A 16,741-nucleotide genomic window follows, 5' to 3' on the forward strand; every position below is an offset into this window, starting at 1 on the left:
TAACTACTCAGCTTCTTCGAGTAATCACATCTGGAAATTATTTGGTCGCTTAAGTGATAAGAATCACTGCTCAGCATTTTCGTTTTATAAATATAACCAAAGAGTTACATTTCGCCACTTAAGGATACAAATAATTTATGTTTGTGCTACTGAGGGGGATTCTGTTTAAAAAGATTTTCAAAAATGCACCATCAACGGAAACAAAAGCGCGTTATCGCCAGTGCCAGAATGTGAATTGAAGGATGCGATAAACGAAAAAGCCTCCCGTGGGAGGCTTTAGACTGCGGGCAAAACAAATAATTACTGCTGGGGAACCGCTGGTACCGCCGGAACGACCGGTGTTTCCAGTTCAGGTGCTGGAGCTGCTTCTGGTTCGCCAGGGGCCGCCATACCAAACATGCCTAACAGTTCGCCAAGCGGCATTTTCTGGCCGTTCAGTGTGACCTGACCGTTTGAATATTGCAGGCTGGAAACGACTTTGTTGTCTTCCATGGTGGTCACGCGGAACATTTGTCCCATCGCCGCCAGGCCTTTGATTTGTTGATCGGCAAGTTTTGCGGCTTCAGCAGGCTGGTAACCTTCAAGCTGCGCGACCTGAGTCATCAATTCAGTTGCCATATCCACAGGAATAACCAGTTTGCTGTCGAGTGATTTTACGACGCGATCAAGCTGCTGTTCTGGAGTGGTTGGCTCGCCAGCCGCCTGCGCCGGATCTTTCAGGAACAGGGAAAGATTAAAGCTGCTTTCGCCTTTCGCATTTTTCCAGCTTAACGGCGCAACGGTAATGACCGGGTCACCTTTTAACAGCATCGGCAAGTTTGCAGCAAATAGCTCCACAATACGCTGCTGATAAGCTTCTGGATTCTGCGCAAGATTCGGATCGGCCAGCAGTTTTTGCGATTCAGCGTTATATTTCTGGCTGAACTCATGCACCGCTGCACCGTCGAGATTGCCGATTTTGATCGTTAACTTGCCGCTACCAATATCTTTATTCTGTACTTTCAGCGAGTTCAGGGTGTAATCAATTTGCCCGGAAAGATGTTTTTTATCTTCCTGAAGCTCAGATTTAGCATTGATATTCAAACCTTCGAACACCGCCATTTCTTTGCCTTCAACAGTCACCGCCAGCTTTTCAATAGAGGCTTTTTGGCTGCCGATGCGTTCGACAAATTCACTGCGCGAGCTTTCACCGTCGGTTTTGATGCCGTTGAACGTCATCTGCACATGCTGACCGTATTCATTAACGGTATTCACCAGCCCGCTTTGTGCTTCACCGCTGACGGCAATTTTGTCACCCTGACCATCAACATCGGCCTTGAACTGACCGCCGCTGAACGCCACTTTCTCTTCGCCTTTTTCGTAATTCAATGGCAGTAAATCGATATCGGAAGAGGTGTCGCCGTTGTAGCCAATACGCGTTTGTGCATCAATAAAGGACTGACCTTTAGCGATATCAAACAAAGGCTTAGTGGTTGGGTTATTCACCAGCGTGGTGTGAACTGATGCCATAGACGGAATCAGATTGAATTTTTTCAGTTGAGCGAACGGGAATGGACCGTGATCGATTGTTTCGTTGAAGACGATACTTTGATCAGGTTTCAGAATGGCGCTTGTCTTCCCGGCGGTCGGTTTCACGACCAACTGCATGGAACTATGGAACAGGCCACGATGATAATCCTGGTAGCTCAGCGTCAAACCAGCTTCCGGCGAGGCTTTGTTCAATTCGGCGTTAGCGTTACTAACCATTTCAGCCATGCGGCCTTCGAGCTGCTTACCGGTGTACCAGGCTGTGCCCGTCCACACCACACCCAGAGCCACAATAACACCTACAGCAACCAGTGATTTTTTCATTCTGTCGTAGTCCATATTAAGTGCACCTGCCGGGAGTCCTCCAGCAGGCGAAAGAAATACCTTTTACCCGGCATCGTGTAGATGCCTGGGTAGAGGCATTTAAGAAACTCATCTTAAAGCTTAGCAATCTTGCTTCAAAAGATCAGTAAGTTGCTTATAACTCAGATTTTGGAATAAACCCGCGCGACACGACCCACACCACTGATTGAAACCGGAGATTCCTGTGCAGAAATAAAGGCCGATTCGCCAGGTTTAAGTACCAGCTGCTGCCCATCTTTGCTCAACACCGCTTCACCTTCAGTACAGAACACAATAGCGGCGCTCGGCTGCGCAAGATTTGTCTGCTGCGTACTCAGGTCGTGTAAAGAGAAAGCAAAGTCATCAACCGGAATAGGGAAGTCGAGTTCGCCCGCATGTTTCTCAGGCTGAGTCAGTAACTCAGCGGCTGGCTTTGGTTCGAACTTAACGTTGGCGACCAGCTCTGGAATGTCGATATATTTTGGCGTTAACCCTGCACGAAGGACGTTATCGGAATTCGCCATGACTTCGAGTGCAACGCCTTTGAGATAGGCATGTGGGGTTTCAGCGAACAGGAACATCGCTTCGCCTGGCTGTAATTTCACCACATTGAGCAACAATGGCGAGAACAAACCGCTGTCGTCCGGGTAGAACTCGGAAATGACGCGAATGGTTTCCCACGGTTCGCCTTGCTGATTATTCAGTGCGGCTTTCAACACGCCGAGTGCGAGTGATTTCTCTTCACCTTTCATGTTCAGCAGGCTGGCAAAAAGCTGCGACAGACATTCAGCATTCGGCTCTTGCAAGAAATGAGCAATCGCCGGGTGCGCGCCGGAAACTGGCTGTAACAGAGAGACAATATCGGAGAACTCGCGGAATGCGTTCATGGCGAGGAAGGGCGTTAGCGCAAACACCAGCTCTGGCTTGTGGTTTGGATCTTTATAATTGCGCTCGGCGGCATCCAGTGGAATGCCCGCGGCATTTTCTTTGGCAAAGCCTAATTCAGATGCCTTTTTGTTAGGATGGACCTGAATGGAAAGCGGTTGATCGGCACACAGCACTTTGAAGAGAAAAGGTAACTCACCAAAACGCTCTGCAACGGCCTTGCCTAAAAGTGTCGGCTTATCAGCGTCAATCACATCACGTAGCGATTGCACCTGGCCGTTATTAAGAATCTTTGAGCTGCTTTTTGGATGTGCGCCCATCCATAGTTCTGCCATTGGCAGATTTTCAGGATTTTCCACACCATAAAGTTCTGTTAACGCAGTTTTACTTCCCCAGGCATAGTTTTGCACTGAGTTAATGAGTTTTTGCATCAGTAAGCCCTATAGTAATCTAAACAAAGTTACTGCTATTAAACCAATTATCCGCAGTGAAGTAACCAGGGGATTAAAAAGTCGGTTTAGTCTCAGTTTTTGTTAAAAAATTGTGTAGCATGTTAGGCCCGTTATCTTTCAAGCCACAGCGGGGTTGGCTCAGGCTTGAAATCTAAAGGGTATAAAAGATAATAATTAACGTAGTAAGTGAGAGAACAATGCCGAATAAAGACTTTCATTATCAAGAACCGTTCCCGTTAAAAAAAGACGAAACCGAATACTACCTGCTCAGCAGCGATTATGTTTCCGTATCAGAGTTTGAAGGGCAGGAAGTCCTGAAAGTTGACCCTAAAGCCCTCACGTTACTCACCCAACACGCCTTCCACGATGCCTCGTTTATGTTGCGCCCGGCGCATCAGCAGCAGGTGGCTGATATCCTCAATGATCCCGAAGCCAGCGAAAACGATAAGTATGTCGCGCTCCAGTTCCTGCGTAACTCCGAAATCGCTGCAAAGGGCATTTTGCCAACCTGCCAGGATACCGGCACAGCCATCATCATGGGTAAAAAAGGCCAACGTGTCTGGACCGGGGGTGGTGATGAGGAAGCGTTGTCTCGTGGCGTTTACAACACCTTTATTGAAGATAACCTGCGCTACTCGCAAAACGCGGCGCTGGATATGTACAAAGAGGTGAATACAGGCACTAACTTGCCTGCGCAAATCGACCTCTACAGCGTAGATGGCGCTGAATACAAATTCCTCTGCATCGCCAAAGGTGGCGGTTCAGCGAACAAAACTTATCTCTACCAGGAAACGAAGGCGCTGCTGAGTCCGGGTCGCCTGAAAGAATACCTGGTGGAGAAAATGCGTAGCCTCGGTACGGCTGCTTGCCCGCCGTATCATGTGGCGTTTGTGATTGGTGGAACCTCTGCCGAAGCAACGCTAAAAACCGTGAAACTCGCGTCGACTAAATATTACGACGGCCTGCCAACAGAAGGTAACGAGCATGGCCAGGCGTTCCGTGACGTTCAGCTGGAAGAAGAGTTGCTGAAAGAAGCGCAAAACCTCGGTCTGGGTGCGCAGTTTGGCGGTAAATATTTTGCTCACGATATTCGTGTTGTGCGCCTGCCACGCCACGGTGCGTCTTGCCCGGTAGGCATGGGCGTATCGTGCTCTGCGGACCGAAACATCAAAGCCAAGATCAACCGCGACGGTATCTGGATCGAGAAACTGGAGCACAATCCTGGCAAATTTATTCCGCAGGAATTACGCCAGGCGGGTGAGGGGGAGGCGATCAAAGTCGATCTCAACCGCCCGATGAGTGAGATCCTCAAACAGTTGTCGCAATACCCGGTTTCAACTCGACTTTCCCTGAGCGGGACAATTATTGTGGCGCGTGATATTGCCCACGCTAAACTCAAAGAGCGTATCGACAACGGCGAAGGTTTGCCGCAATACATTAAAGATCACCCGGTTTATTACGCTGGCCCGGCTAAAACGCCAGAGGGTTATGCATCAGGTTCTTTAGGGCCGACCACCGCCGGACGTATGGATTCCTACGTGGATTTACTCCAGTCAAACGGCGGAAGCATGGTGATGCTGGCAAAAGGCAACCGAAGCCAGCAAGTGACCGACGCCTGTCATAAACATGGCGGGTTCTATCTTGGCAGTATCGGCGGCCCGGCGGCTGTACTGGCGCAACAAAGTATCAAGAGCCTGGATTGTGTCGAATACGCAGAGTTAGGAATGGAAGCCATCTGGAAAATCGAAGTCGAAGATTTCCCAGCCTTTATTCTGGTCGATGACAAGGGCAACGACTTCTTCCAGAAAATACACGCCTCCCAATGTACGCGATGCGTGAAGTAAGACACTCAAGCCGCCCATAAGGGCGGTTTTTTTTACCCCAAATTCTTTGGGGATGCTCAAATCTAAGGAGAATGAAATGGTAGCCGTTCGTAGTGAAAAAGACTCAATGGGCCCAATTGACGTCCCGGCAGATAAACTGTGGGGCGCGCAAACTCAGCGCTCCCTTGAGCACTTCCGCATTTCCACGGAGAAAATGCCCACCGCGTTGATTCACGCGCTGGCGCTCACCAAACGCGCTGCGGCGAAGGTGAATATGGATCTGGGTTTGCTGGTATCCGATCGCGGCAAGGCGATTATGGATGCGGCAGACGAAGTTCTGGCCGGTAAACACCCGGATGAATTCCCGCTGGCAATCTGGCAGACCGGCTCCGGTACCCAGAGCAATATGAACATGAACGAAGTGCTGGCAAACCGGGCGAGTGAAATTCTCGGCGGTGTGCGCGGCATGGAACGTAAAGTTCACCCGAATGACGACGTGAATAAGAGCCAAAGTTCGAACGACGTCTTTCCAACGGCGATGCACGTTGCGGCGGTGATTGCGGTGCGCGAACAACTGATCCCGCAATTAAACGTGCTGAAAGAGACGTTGCAGGGTAAAGCCGTGGCTTTCAAAGATATCGTAAAAATTGGCCGCACCCACTTGCAAGATGCCACGCCGTTGACCCTTGGGCAGGAGATTTCAGGCTGGGTCGCGATGCTTGAACACAGCCTCAAACATGTTGAAAACAGTTTGCCGCACGTTGCCGAACTCGCCTTGGGTGGTACGGCGGTGGGGACAGGGCTGAATACGCACCCGGAATACGCTGTACGTGTAGCAAAAGAGCTGGCTGAAATTACTGGCCAGTCGTTTGTGACGGCCCCCAATAAATTTGAAGCGCTGGCGACTTGCGATGCCCTGGTTCACTCTCACGGTGCATTAAAAGGGCTGGCCGCGTCACTGATGAAAATTGCCAACGATGTACGTTGGCTATCTTCCGGGCCACGCTGCGGGATTGGCGAAATTGCCATTCCTGAGAACGAGCCGGGGAGTTCGATTATGCCAGGTAAGGTCAATCCGACGCAGTGCGAAGCCATGACCATGCTGTGCTGCCAGGTGATGGGCAACGATGTGGCGGTCAATATGGGCGGCGCATCGGGCAATTTTGAGCTTAACGTCTATCGCCCGATGGTGATTCATAACTTCCTGCAATCGGTGCGTTTATTGGCTGACGGAATGGAAAGTTTCAATGAGCATTGTGCGGTGGGTATCGAGCCGAATCGTGACCGCATCACACAATTGCTCAATGAGTCGCTGATGCTGGTGACGGCACTCAATACGCATATTGGTTACGATAAAGCCGCCGAAATTGCCAAGAAAGCCCACAAAGAGGGGCTGACATTAAAAGCCTCGGCACTCAAACTCGGTTATCTCACCGAGGATGAGTTTGATGCGTGGGTACGCCCGGAAGAAATGGTCGGCAGTATGAAGCAGTAAACTTCACCGCGTCTGCGTTTATGTCTCGCAATACAAATGCAGACGCGGGATCACCAGCTGTAGCGGCTGTGCATCAGGCTTATAACGATGGCGAATATTATCCGCATCGTAATTCAGCAATTCCCCCATCTCTGGCGGCATTTCGCCATTATCCCGGTTACACAACACAATTAATGGCGATGGGCATGCGTGCTGCACCTGCTTTTTGCGCTCCTGATACCAGGCGCGTGCGACGGGCTGTACTTTCACCGGGCGCTTAATCTTCAGGCGCACGTTATCCGAAAGGCGGGTGATTGAATTTAGCTCGCGGGTGATTTGCTCTGCCCATTGTTCGCGGGTGTATGGGGGCACCGAACGATTCGCCTTCAGGCTCTTTTCCAGAATGTCGATAACTTCGCGGCGGGTGTAATTCTTGATGATTTGTTTATTCGCCCAGCCAAAATTCAGCGTGTCAGGGTTGTCGAGTAACGTAATCGTGCGATAAGCGTTGAGCGTAATCAGCCCTGGAAGCTGGCGGTGAACCCATTCAAAGCGTTGCACGCTGGGCAATCCCGACTCCACGCTGATAATGTTTTCCAGCTCTTGTTTTAATTGATTAATCCGCCCAACCAGCCTCTGAGTCTCGCTGCGTTCTGTTTCGTCTACCTGATAACAAAGAGCTCCCGGCAGGCGAATCGCTGCTTTGCTGCTGGTTTTTTCCGACTGTTGCTGAATAAATAAACGAGTGAAATGGGTGAGGGTTGCCTGATGCGCCGCTTTACCGAGCAGTTGCGTCACCTCGATTTTAGTCACCGAATCGTGCTCTTTACCTTTATCAACAGCGGGTAACTGAAAGACGCGGCCAACCAATAAACGATAACTATCAAGCTGTTCCTGCAACTGGTGCAGGTCGTGTTCAAGCTCGCGAAAAGTACCGTTCAATCGATCAATCAAATCATACTTTGCCATTTCACCTTCACCATCCATTAGTTACAACATACTAAAGATTTATAACACAGGGAGACGAACCTGGCCACCTGCGCCGTTTTTGGTCAGGCAGGTGAGAATGTGTTTTCTAGCGGCGAGGTGTGATGGATGCCAGTGGCAAAGGGGATTCAGTTTTTATCGGCCAGCTAAAGCGGAAGCGAGCGCCCCCCAGCGAACCGCTATCGACGACCACGGATCCTTCCATCGCTGTTGCAACAGAATGAACAATCGCCAGGCCCAGTCCGCAGCCACCCGTGGCACGGTCACGACTTGGGTCCAGACGAACAAATGGCTCAAATACCCGTTCCCGTTCCTCAGCTGGAATGCCGGGGCCGTCATCTTCCACCTGCAAAATCGCGGTATCAGCATCCAGCCATAAACTTACGCGAAGCCGTTCTTTGCTATAGCGCAGGGCGTTATTGATCAGGTTATCGGTGACCCGTTCCATCAGGCGCAGATCAATAAGGCCAAAATTACCAGAGGCGGGCGTATCAAGCTGAATATCGAGATGCGGATGAATAATTCTGACATCGGCGATGTGTTCATCAAGCCAGCGCGGAACATTCACGTGCGCCAGTTGCAGCTCGGTTTGCGGGCGATCCAGTCGGGCATAGGTGAGTAACTCTTCAATTAATGCTTCCAGTTGACCAATGTCGCGATTGAGCGCCAGCAGTTCGGTTTCGGTCAGGTTGTCACTCATCTCAAGACGGTAACGTAAACGCACCAACGGAGTACGTAACTCGTGGGCAATACCGTCAATCAGCAGCTTCTTACTGGCGATTTGCGCGTTGATGCTGTCAGCCATCTGGTTAAACGCAACGCCTAAACGTTCAAAACTTGAAGCACTGTCGAAATGGATGCGTTCATCAAGATGGCCTGTTCCTAATCTTTGCGCGGCGGTTTCCAGTTTAAGCATGTCCTTCCAGTGCGGACGCATCCAGATAAACACCGGGAAGGCGAGAGAGAACGCAATAAACGCCATCAGCGCAACATCCAGCAACCGCATTTGATGCAGGAAAAACAGATACGGTATCGGGCCGACCGCCAGAACATAATGGCTGCGGGGAATGCGCTGAATAAAAGTGTATTCATCGTCGAGGGCGACGATTTCCCCTGCACGCAGATGGTGCATGGTCATTTCGTCGAGTTTGAATTTATCAATCGGTTCAATATTAAGCTTAAAGGACAAATTCAGGTCGAGATCTTTAATCGTGCGGTTCCAGTCCCGTGGCGGGATCTCTCGTAATTCGCTGCGCATCAAATACAGCGAGCTTTTCATTAAATCATCGAGTGACTGGCGACCCGCGCGTTCAGCGGTAAATTTATAGACCAGGCCAACCAGCATGGTCATTACCAGGAAGCAGACGAACAGCAGAAGATAAAACTGAATAAACAGCTTTTTCATCAGGCTTCACTTTCCCAGGCGTGAGGTGCGAAAAGGTAACCTTTGTTACGCACGGTTTTGATACGGAAGGGTTCGGTGGCGCTGTCGTAGAGTTTTTTTCTCAGGCGCGAAATGGCGACATCGACGCTGCGATCCAGACCATCGTATGTCACGCCACGCAGGTTTTTAAGTAACGCGTCGCGGTCCATAATTTGCCCCGCATGAGTGGCTAATTCCCACAACAAATCAAAATCTGCAGTGGAAAGGGTAATGTTTTCAGCACCGAGCGTGACCTGGCGGTTCACCGGATCGATGCATAGCGTCCCAAAGCGCATGGCTTTGTGAGGTTTGAGTGCACTGGGATTGCTTTCAACGGTATGTTGCGCCGAAACGCGCTGGCGCAAATGCAGACGTAAACGCGCCAGCAAAACAGCAGGCGGAGTGGTTTTAAGAATATAATCGTTAGCCCCCATCTCCAGCGACAAAATATGGTTCATATCGCTGTCCAAAGAGGTGAGAAGAACAATCGGGCCATCCCATTGCGGACGCAGATCGCGGCACAACGTCATGCCATCTTTGCCGGGTAACATGACATCCAGCAACACAAGGTCAGGGCGTTGTTGTTGAATTGTTTCTTCGGCGCGGTCGCCACGACTTTCAACAATCACATCAATGTCATGTTTGCCGAGATAAGCGGCAATCAACGCTCCTACTTCTGGATCGTCTTCTACGTATACGATTTTATTCATAGCCCGGCACTTCAGATCAAAAGGGAAACATACACTGCTAAATGTTTTTACACCATAAATCATGGGTAAACAGATTTAACGCAGTGGGCGGCCGCCGTCTACAGCATGGGTTCGGCCCGTCACATACTCGCTATTCAACAGGTATTCTACCAGCCCAATGATTTCCTGCTCGCCCGGGGCGATTTTCATCAACGACTTATTCAACGCTGCCTTGCGGTATTCGGCATCGTCATGTTCGTTAAACATGATCATCGCAGGCGCGATGGCATTCACTTTTACCTCGGGTGCCAGCTTTCGGGCAAACGAGCGCGTCATATTATCCAGCGCCGCTTTACTGGCCGCATAAGCAATATGCTTATCACTGCCACGTTCCACGACATAATCGGTGAAATGAATAATGTCCGAACCCGCCTGGCCATGGCCGCGCAATAACGGCTCAAGATATTGATTCAACAAATAAGGCGCGTTGACGTGAATTTGCAACATGGCGGCCAGGGTTTCCGCAGGGGAAAAGTTTGGTGATTCCGCAAGCCAGGCGCTGGCATTATGTACAATGGCGCGCAGCCCGTCGCAATGTTGCTTTACCTCAGCGGCAAATTGTTTGATGCCGTCATTGGTAGAAAAGTCACCGAACAAACAAATTGCGCCAGCCTTTTCCAGTTCAGCGACCGCCGGATAACGTGTGCGGTAGCTGATAATCACAGGCTGTTGCTGGGCTAAAAAGTGTCGTGCTAACGCGAGGCCAATCCGTTTACCAGCACCGGTAATCAGAATGGGACGAGCTGATGTTTTAATCTCCATCGACGACTCCTTAATGTACTTATTTCACCAACATCCACGTTGCAGGGAACGCTGCCACCAGCATCAGGAAAATGACTGATTTTTCCTTTAAATTCAGTTTGATGTCATGCTTATGCGTGCTGCGTGTATACATAAAGACTAACAAGCCCGGCGCATACAGTACCACCGAAAGAAGTAAATGCATTGGGCCTGACGCATAAAGCAGCCATAAGCCATAAATACATGCACCTAATCCAATCGCTTTATGCAATGGGCGAGTCGAAACTTTCAGCAAAAATGCACCGACCAGGAAATAGGGCACCAGTATCATTTCTGAGGCAATCGTCAGCAGCGTATTGTAATCCGAACCCGTCAGCCAAATCAGCACCAGGCAAATCTGGATACTAATATTGGTGAGCCAAAGAGAAGCCGAAGGCGCATTGTTTTCATTCTGACGCGCAAAAATTTTCGGGAAGGCTTTATGCGTGGCGGCAAGAAAGGGCACTTCGGCGGCCATAATCGTCCAGCTCAGATAGGCCCCACATACTGAGACAATCAGCCCGGCGGCGATAATTATCTCACCCCACGGCCCCATCATTTCGACCATCAACCCAGCCATGGAAGGATTGCGCATTCCGGCAAGTTCAGGGCGGGCAAGCACGCCCAACGAAAGCAATGTCACCAGCAGGTAAACCCCTAACGCGGCAATGACTGCGAGAAGGGTAGCGCGACCGACATCATTTTTATTCCGGGCGCGAGCTGAAACGACCACGGCACCTTCCACACCGATGAAGACCCAAAGGGTAATCAGCATGGTGTTTTTGACCTGCTCCCAAACCGGAACACCCAGCGCGATGCCGCTGAAATCGAGGCTAAAAGTCGAAAGTTTGAAAGCCATGGCGGCCAGAACGACAAACAAACCTAACGGCAGCAGCTTAGCGAGAGTGGCGACCAGATTAATGCTGGCTGCGGTTTGCACGCCGCGAAGCACCAAAAAGTGCACCATCCATAGCAATACCGATGCACCCACAATCGACTGCCAGGTATTTCCGTCGCCAAACAGGCGCAGTTCAGGCGTATCGGTGAAGAAACTGAGTGCAGAGAAAACAATCACCAGGTACGAAACGTTAGCGATAACGGCGCAAAGCCAGTAGCCCCACGCCGAGAAGAAACCGATAAGCTCACCAAAACCTTCGCGTGCATAAGTAAAAATGCCGCCGTCAAGGTCGGGGCGCAGACGGGTTAACACCAGCATTGCCAGTGCCAACAACAGAATGCCCGCACCGGTAATCGCCCAGCCAATCAACAATGCTGCGGGACTCGCCACGCTCGCCATATTTTGCGGCAGGCTAAATACACCTGCGCCGAGCATGGAACTCAATACCAATGCCGTTAACGCAGCGAGGCCAAGCTTCTTTTCCATAGCAGTCCCGTAAAATTCAAATTAAAAACCCAGAATAATTATTATGCTTTTGTGCATAAAAATGGTGGGTAACACTAAGGCGCGGGATTTTACGGAGTGTAAGAGCTGCTTGCAATGACATGAGCCATAAAATGCTCGGCGCAATAAAAAAAGGGCGGCAATGCCACCCTTTTTAGGATTATATGAAAGCTTATTTGTACAAATCAGCGCTGACAGTCAGGTTGCCGCCACGCTCTTCCCATTGACGGGTGATGTGGTAGAACTTAGCACCTTTCTTAGCGGCACGTTTCGCCACCTGGTAAGACACTTCAGTGCTGCTACCGTAATGGCCAGTGAACTTCACGCTATCGAAAGGAACCATTTGCGCCGCGGTGATTTTATTCACTTCTTCGATTTTGGTGCCATCAGGAAGCGTTACAGTGTAACGTCCGCCTTTAGTAGTTTGTGTTTCAAAGAAACGGCCTACGTCAGAAGTTGGGGTGCTGGTTGTTGCAACGCCTGGGATTTCAACTGCGGCTGCCGCAGCGCCACCAGCTGCCAGCGCGGCTTTACCTGCCTCTGAGTTCGCAGGGATCGCATCAGGGCTTTGCAGAACACGTTTCTTAGCGTCTTTTTTATAGATGAAAGCCGTAATGCGCTGGTTGCCGCCTGAGTTTGCGTCAATCTGGCGCACGATGTAGAACGAATCTGCACCTTTCTCTTTAGCTGCGCGGGTGATTGCTGCGTTAACATCGGGCTGACTGCGATAAAAACCCTGGACTGTCACGGTATCGAACGGCTCAAGAGCATAAGCTTGATCTTTCGGTAACTCAGTCACGCCGTTGATCACGCGATTGGTGTTTTCTTCAGCCTTAGGGGCATCAGCGTGATAGACATCTGCAACCACACGCCAGTTACCGCTACTGCCAGTATCGTTGGTGTCCTGAACATAGAAAGAAGCTGCGCCAATTTTATCTGCACGTTTGGACACGGCATTTACCGCTTCGCCAATCGAGTTAAAACGGCCAGTGATGGTAATGCGATCAAATGGTTTAAGAGCAGCAGCTTGATCAGGAGTCAGTTCCGTTGCTGCCTGAGCGGACAGCGTAGTCAGGGAAATCAGTGCTGACGCCAGAAGGGTGTTCTTGAGCTTCATAAAAATAATCCTTCGCCTTGCGCAAAATGAATACAAATACCGCATTCTCTGTGGGTTACTTGCTAGCCGCCGATTATGGCATTGAACACTGCAACTGTCTGCGGCATTTTTAGGGTTGCAACGGTTGGTTGCAGATATTTTTCATAACTAAAATTTATATGTTAATAAAAGAACGCTTTGACCAGTAAAAGCGGTAAAGCTTACAACTTAATTAGTTAATACAATGTTAAATATGCAATTTGCACCGGAGCAGAATCGTGAATTGCGGCTTCGCTTAAGCGGATTATCAGGTCTCACAGATGAAAATCAGTCAGAAATAGCTGTCTGAAGCGCATAGCGCTAAACTTTTACGATAATGATACAAATACTGAGATCCTGATCTGGATCACAGGCGTTATTTTCAGTAGGTTATAAAAAGTTTTACAGATGTATTTTTTCATTGTTTTGGACTTGGCCACGCCGATTGCCAGGACGATGTCTGACAAACCATCAACAAAAAACAGATGGAAGGGAATACTATGCGTATTGGGGTACCAAAAGAGCGGTGGGCGGGTGAATCCCGAGTGGCTGCCACGCCAAAAACAGTGGAGCAATTGCTGAAGCTGGGTTTCACCGTCACAGTCGAAAGCGGAGCGGGCAAACTGGCTAGCTTCGATGATGAGGCGTTTGTCCATGTTGGGGCAACCATTTCAGATACCGCTGACGTCTGGCAATCTGACATTATTTTGAAAGTGAACGCTCCGCAGGATAGCGAAATCGAACTGCTGCGTGCGGGTTCGACGCTGGTGAGTTTTATCTGGCCAGCCCAGAATCCAGAATTGCTGGAAAAACTGGCTGCCAAAAATGTCACCGTGATGGCGATGGACTCCGTGCCGCGTATTTCTCGTGCTCAGTCTCTCGATGCTCTTAGCTCAATGGCAAACATTGCGGGTTATCGCGCAATTGTTGAAGCTGCTCATGAATTTGGTCGTTTCTTTACCGGGCAAATTACCGCTGCGGGTAAAGTACCGCCGGCAAAAGTGATGGTTATCGGTGCTGGTGTTGCAGGGCTTGCGGCAATCGGTGCGGCGAACAGCCTTGGTGCGATTGTGCGTGCGTTCGACACGCGTCCGGAAGTGAAAGAACAAGTGCAAAGTATGGGCGCTGAGTTCCTTGAGCTGGACTTTAAAGAAGAAGCAGGCAGCGGCGACGGTTATGCCAAAGTCATGTCCGAAGCCTTCATTAAAGCCGAAATGGAACTGTTTGCTGCGCAAGCAAAAGAAGTTGATATCATCGTCACCACGGCGCTGATCCCCGGCAAGCCTGCGCCAAAACTTATCACCCGCGAAATGGTGGATTCCATGCAAGCGGGCAGTGTGATTGTCGATTTGGCCGCGCAAAACGGCGGTAACTGTGAATATACCGTTGCTGACCAGGTGACTGTTACGCCAAACGGCGTGAAAGTTATCGGTTACACCGACTTGCCAGGCCGCCTGCCAACGCAATCTTCCCAGCTTTACGGCACAAACCTGGTTAACTTGCTCAAATTGCTCTGCAAAGAGAAAGACGGCAATACCGTGGTTGATTTTGAAGATGTCGTCGTGCGTGGCGTGACCGTCATTCGTGATGGCGAAGTCACCTGGCCGGCTCCGCCAATCCAGGTGTCTGCTCAACCACAGGCTGCTGCCAAGAAAGTGGCTGCACCGGTAGAAGAGAAAAAGCCTGCCTCTCCATGGCGTAAATACGCGTTTATGGCGCTGGCGATTATTCTTTTTGGCTGGCTTGCAGATGTGGCTCCAAAAGAATTCCTTGGCCACTTCACCGTATTCGCGTTGTCATGCGTGGTGGGTTACTACGTGGTGTGGAACGTTTCTCATGCTCTGCACACGCCACTGATGTCGGTCACTAACGCCATTTCAGGGATCATTGTGGTTGGCGCGTTATTACAAATTGGCCACGGTGGCTGGGTTAGCTTCCTGAGCTTTATTGCTGTGCTGATTGCCAGTATCAATATTTTTGGTGGTTTCACCGTCACTCAGCGCATGCTGAAAATGTTCCGGAAGAACTAAGGGGTAACACATGTCTGGTGGATTAGTTACAGCAGCATACATTGTTGCCGCAATTCTGTTTATTTTCAGCCTGGCAGGGCTGTCAAAACACGAAACATCTAAACAAGGTAACTTGTTCGGCATGGCGGGTATGGCTATCGCGTTAGTCGCGACCATTTTCGGGCCTGAAACCGGCAATGTTGTCTGGATTATTGTCGCTATGGTGATTGGTGGTGCCATCGGTATTCACCTAGCGAAGAAAGTTGAAATGACCGAAATGCCGGAGCTGGTGGCAATTCTGCACAGCTTCGTGGGTCTGGCGGCGGTTCTGGTGGGCTTCAACAGCTATCTGGATCATGCGCCGGGTCTTGAGCCGGTGATGGAAAACATCCATTTAACGGAAGTGTTCCTCGGTATCTTCATCGGTGCAGTGACCTTCACAGGTTCCATCGTGGCATTTGGCAAACTGCGTGGCAAAATCTCCTCTAAACCGTTGATGTTGCCAAACCGCCATAAACTGAATCTGGCGGCAATCGTGGTTTCCTTCGCGATGCTGATCATCTTCGTACGTACCGAAAGCGTTGGCTTGCAGGTTCTGGCGTTGCTGGTGATGACCATCATCGCGCTGGTTATCGGCTGGCACCTGGTGGCGTCGATTGGCGGCGCAGACATGCCGGTTGTCGTTTCCATGCTGAACTCCTACTCCGGTTGGGCAGCGGCAGCTGCGGGCTTTATGCTCAGCAACGACCTGCTGATCGTCACTGGTGCGTTGGTAGGTTCTTCCGGTGCCATCCTGTCTTACATCATGTGTAAAGCGATGAACCGCTCCTTTATCAGCGTGATCGCTGGTGGTTTCGGTACCGACGGTTCCTCAACGGGTGACGACGAAGAAGCAGGCGAACATCGTGAAATCACGGCGGAAGACACTGCGGATATGCTGAAAAACTCGACCTCGGTGATCATCACTCCGGGGTATGGTATGGCGGTGGCACAGGCACAATATCCGGTAGCTGAAATTACCGAAAAACTTCGTGCGCGTGGCATCAAGGTTCGTTTTGGTATTCACCCGGTTGCAGGGCGTTTGCCAGGCCACATGAACGTTTTGCTGGCCGAAGCGCGTGTGCCTTACGATGTCGTTCTGGAAATGGATGAAATCAACGATGACTTCGCTGATACCGATACTGTTCTGGTTATCGGTGCGAATGACACCGTAAACCCGGCTGCGCTCGAAGATCCTCGCAGCCCAATCGCGGGTATGCCAGTGCTGGAAGTGTGGAAAGCGCAGAACGTTATCGTGTTCAAGCGTTCTATGAACACCGGTTACGCAGGTGTGCAGAATCCGCTGTTCTTTAAAGAAAACACTCAGATGCTGTTTGGCGATGCCAAGGCGAGTGTGGAAGCGATTCTTAAAGCGCTGTAGTTGTTCGCTAAGATTGCGAGCCGTATTCCAAAACCGCCTCTCGGGGCGGTTTTTTTTACGTCTGAACATCAATAGCGTGAATGCAATATTACATTTAACACACTGAATCTATGGAAAAATAATGTATGCGAGAGACAGGGCGAAGAGTAAAGTATAGCCGGGTGCTGAAGCTGTAGGCTTCGATCCCAATGGTGAAAAGCAGACAGAAAAAAGCCCCGAGTTAGTTAAACCAACCTGCTGCACTGCACCCATTTAGTTGGACTATAAAATGGAATAGTCCCTTATATGGCAAAGCCAAAATACTCCTTTGAGAAACGTCTTGAGGTTGTTAAG

At 50.2% G+C, this 16,741-nt stretch carries 12 protein-coding genes; 4 read left to right on the forward strand and 8 right to left on the reverse strand.

Features of this window, described 5'->3' with window-relative positions:
- Window positions 1–300: 300 nt before the first annotated feature.
- Window positions 301–1,851, reverse strand: coding sequence for a YdgA family protein (locus tag M2371_RS10755; RefSeq protein WP_259267717.1), 1,551 nt, complete (start codon window positions 1,849–1,851; stop codon window positions 301–303).
- Window positions 1,852–2,012: 161 nt separating this feature from the next.
- Window positions 2,013–3,185, reverse strand: coding sequence for a mannose-6-phosphate isomerase (gene manA / locus M2371_RS10760; RefSeq protein WP_034495042.1), 1,173 nt, complete (start codon window positions 3,183–3,185; stop codon window positions 2,013–2,015).
- A 218-nt stretch (window positions 3,186–3,403) separates the two neighbouring features.
- On the opposite strand from manA, the gene fumA reads away from it, so the two are divergent.
- Both fumA and fumC read left to right on the forward strand, forming a co-directional pair.
- Entirely contained in the window at window positions 3,404–5,050 is a 1,647-nt protein-coding gene (gene fumA / locus M2371_RS10765) for a class I fumarate hydratase FumA (protein ID WP_034495044.1), read from the forward strand.
- Between the two features lie 76 nt (window positions 5,051–5,126).
- Complete coding sequence (fumC, locus tag M2371_RS10770; RefSeq protein WP_259267689.1) at window positions 5,127–6,524, forward strand: class II fumarate hydratase; 1,398 nt, start codon at window positions 5,127–5,129, stop codon at window positions 6,522–6,524.
- An 18-nt stretch (window positions 6,525–6,542) separates the two neighbouring features.
- Here the strand turns inward: fumC and tus are convergent, their stop codons facing one another.
- The 6 genes from tus to ydgH form a co-directional block, all read right to left on the reverse strand.
- On the reverse strand, window positions 6,543–7,472 hold the full coding sequence (gene tus, locus M2371_RS10775; RefSeq protein ID WP_259267690.1) for a DNA replication terminus site-binding protein: 930 nt from the start codon (window positions 7,470–7,472) through the stop codon (window positions 6,543–6,545).
- 106 nt (window positions 7,473–7,578) lie between these two features.
- Window positions 7,579–8,895 (reverse strand): two-component system sensor histidine kinase RstB, encoded by a 1,317-nt coding sequence (rstB, locus tag M2371_RS10780; RefSeq protein WP_259267691.1) that lies wholly within the window; start codon window positions 8,893–8,895, stop codon window positions 7,579–7,581.
- Window positions 8,895–9,623, reverse strand: coding sequence for a two-component system response regulator RstA (gene rstA, locus M2371_RS10785; RefSeq protein WP_115628926.1), 729 nt, complete (start codon window positions 9,621–9,623; stop codon window positions 8,895–8,897). The genes rstB and rstA overlap by 1 nt, the downstream gene beginning before the upstream one ends.
- Before the next feature lie 75 nt (window positions 9,624–9,698).
- Window positions 9,699–10,424: a dihydromonapterin reductase gene (folM, locus tag M2371_RS10790; protein ID WP_259267692.1), complete on the reverse strand. Its 726-nt coding sequence runs from the start codon at window positions 10,422–10,424 to the stop codon at window positions 9,699–9,701.
- 19 nt (window positions 10,425–10,443) lie between these two features.
- The gene (locus tag M2371_RS10795) at window positions 10,444–11,826 is read right to left on the reverse strand and encodes an amino acid permease (protein ID WP_034495053.1); all 1,383 of its coding nucleotides are present in this window, start codon (window positions 11,824–11,826) and stop codon (window positions 10,444–10,446) included.
- A gap of 190 nt (window positions 11,827–12,016) precedes the next feature.
- Complete coding sequence (gene ydgH, locus M2371_RS10800) at window positions 12,017–12,961, reverse strand: DUF1471 family protein YdgH (RefSeq protein WP_172894434.1); 945 nt, start codon at window positions 12,959–12,961, stop codon at window positions 12,017–12,019.
- A gap of 518 nt (window positions 12,962–13,479) precedes the next feature.
- Between ydgH and pntA the strand changes: the two genes are divergently transcribed.
- Both pntA and pntB read left to right on the forward strand, forming a co-directional pair.
- Window positions 13,480–15,009, forward strand: a complete 1,530-nt coding sequence (gene pntA / locus M2371_RS10805; RefSeq protein ID WP_172894432.1) for a Re/Si-specific NAD(P)(+) transhydrogenase subunit alpha — start codon at window positions 13,480–13,482, stop codon at window positions 15,007–15,009.
- Between the two features lie 10 nt (window positions 15,010–15,019).
- A complete protein-coding gene (gene pntB / locus M2371_RS10810; protein WP_034495055.1) occupies window positions 15,020–16,408 on the forward strand; it encodes a Re/Si-specific NAD(P)(+) transhydrogenase subunit beta in 1,389 nt (462 codons plus the stop codon).
- The last annotated feature ends 333 nt before the right edge of the window (window positions 16,409–16,741 follow it).

Origin of the sequence: Buttiauxella sp. BIGb0471, from assembly GCF_024807715.1 — a bacterium.
In the GTDB taxonomy this organism is placed as follows: domain Bacteria; phylum Pseudomonadota; class Gammaproteobacteria; order Enterobacterales; family Enterobacteriaceae; genus Buttiauxella; species Buttiauxella agrestis.

What these genes read in the sequence shown, in the direction of transcription:
- pntA (WP_172894432.1), top strand. Translation starts at nt 13,480, where the DNA reads ATGCGTATTGGGGTACCAAAAGAGCGGTGGGCGGGTGAATCCCGAGTG.
- ydgH (WP_172894434.1), bottom strand. Translation starts at nt 12,961, where the DNA reads ATGAAGCTCAAGAACACCCTTCTGGCGTCAGCACTGATTTCCCTGACT.
- M2371_RS10755 (WP_259267717.1), bottom strand. Translation starts at nt 1,851, where the DNA reads ATGAAAAAATCACTGGTTGCTGTAGGTGTTATTGTGGCTCTGGGTGTG.
- fumC (WP_259267689.1), top strand. Translation starts at nt 5,127, where the DNA reads ATGGTAGCCGTTCGTAGTGAAAAAGACTCAATGGGCCCAATTGACGTC.
- rstA (WP_115628926.1), bottom strand. Translation starts at nt 9,623, where the DNA reads ATGAATAAAATCGTATACGTAGAAGACGATCCAGAAGTAGGAGCGTTG.
- M2371_RS10795 (WP_034495053.1), bottom strand. Translation starts at nt 11,826, where the DNA reads ATGGAAAAGAAGCTTGGCCTCGCTGCGTTAACGGCATTGGTATTGAGT.
- manA (WP_034495042.1), bottom strand. Translation starts at nt 3,185, where the DNA reads ATGCAAAAACTCATTAACTCAGTGCAAAACTATGCCTGGGGAAGTAAA.
- folM (WP_259267692.1), bottom strand. Translation starts at nt 10,424, where the DNA reads ATGGAGATTAAAACATCAGCTCGTCCCATTCTGATTACCGGTGCTGGT.
- fumA (WP_034495044.1), top strand. Translation starts at nt 3,404, where the DNA reads ATGCCGAATAAAGACTTTCATTATCAAGAACCGTTCCCGTTAAAAAAA.
- pntB (WP_034495055.1), top strand. Translation starts at nt 15,020, where the DNA reads ATGTCTGGTGGATTAGTTACAGCAGCATACATTGTTGCCGCAATTCTG.
- tus (WP_259267690.1), bottom strand. Translation starts at nt 7,472, where the DNA reads ATGGCAAAGTATGATTTGATTGATCGATTGAACGGTACTTTTCGCGAG.
- rstB (WP_259267691.1), bottom strand. Translation starts at nt 8,895, where the DNA reads ATGAAAAAGCTGTTTATTCAGTTTTATCTTCTGCTGTTCGTCTGCTTC.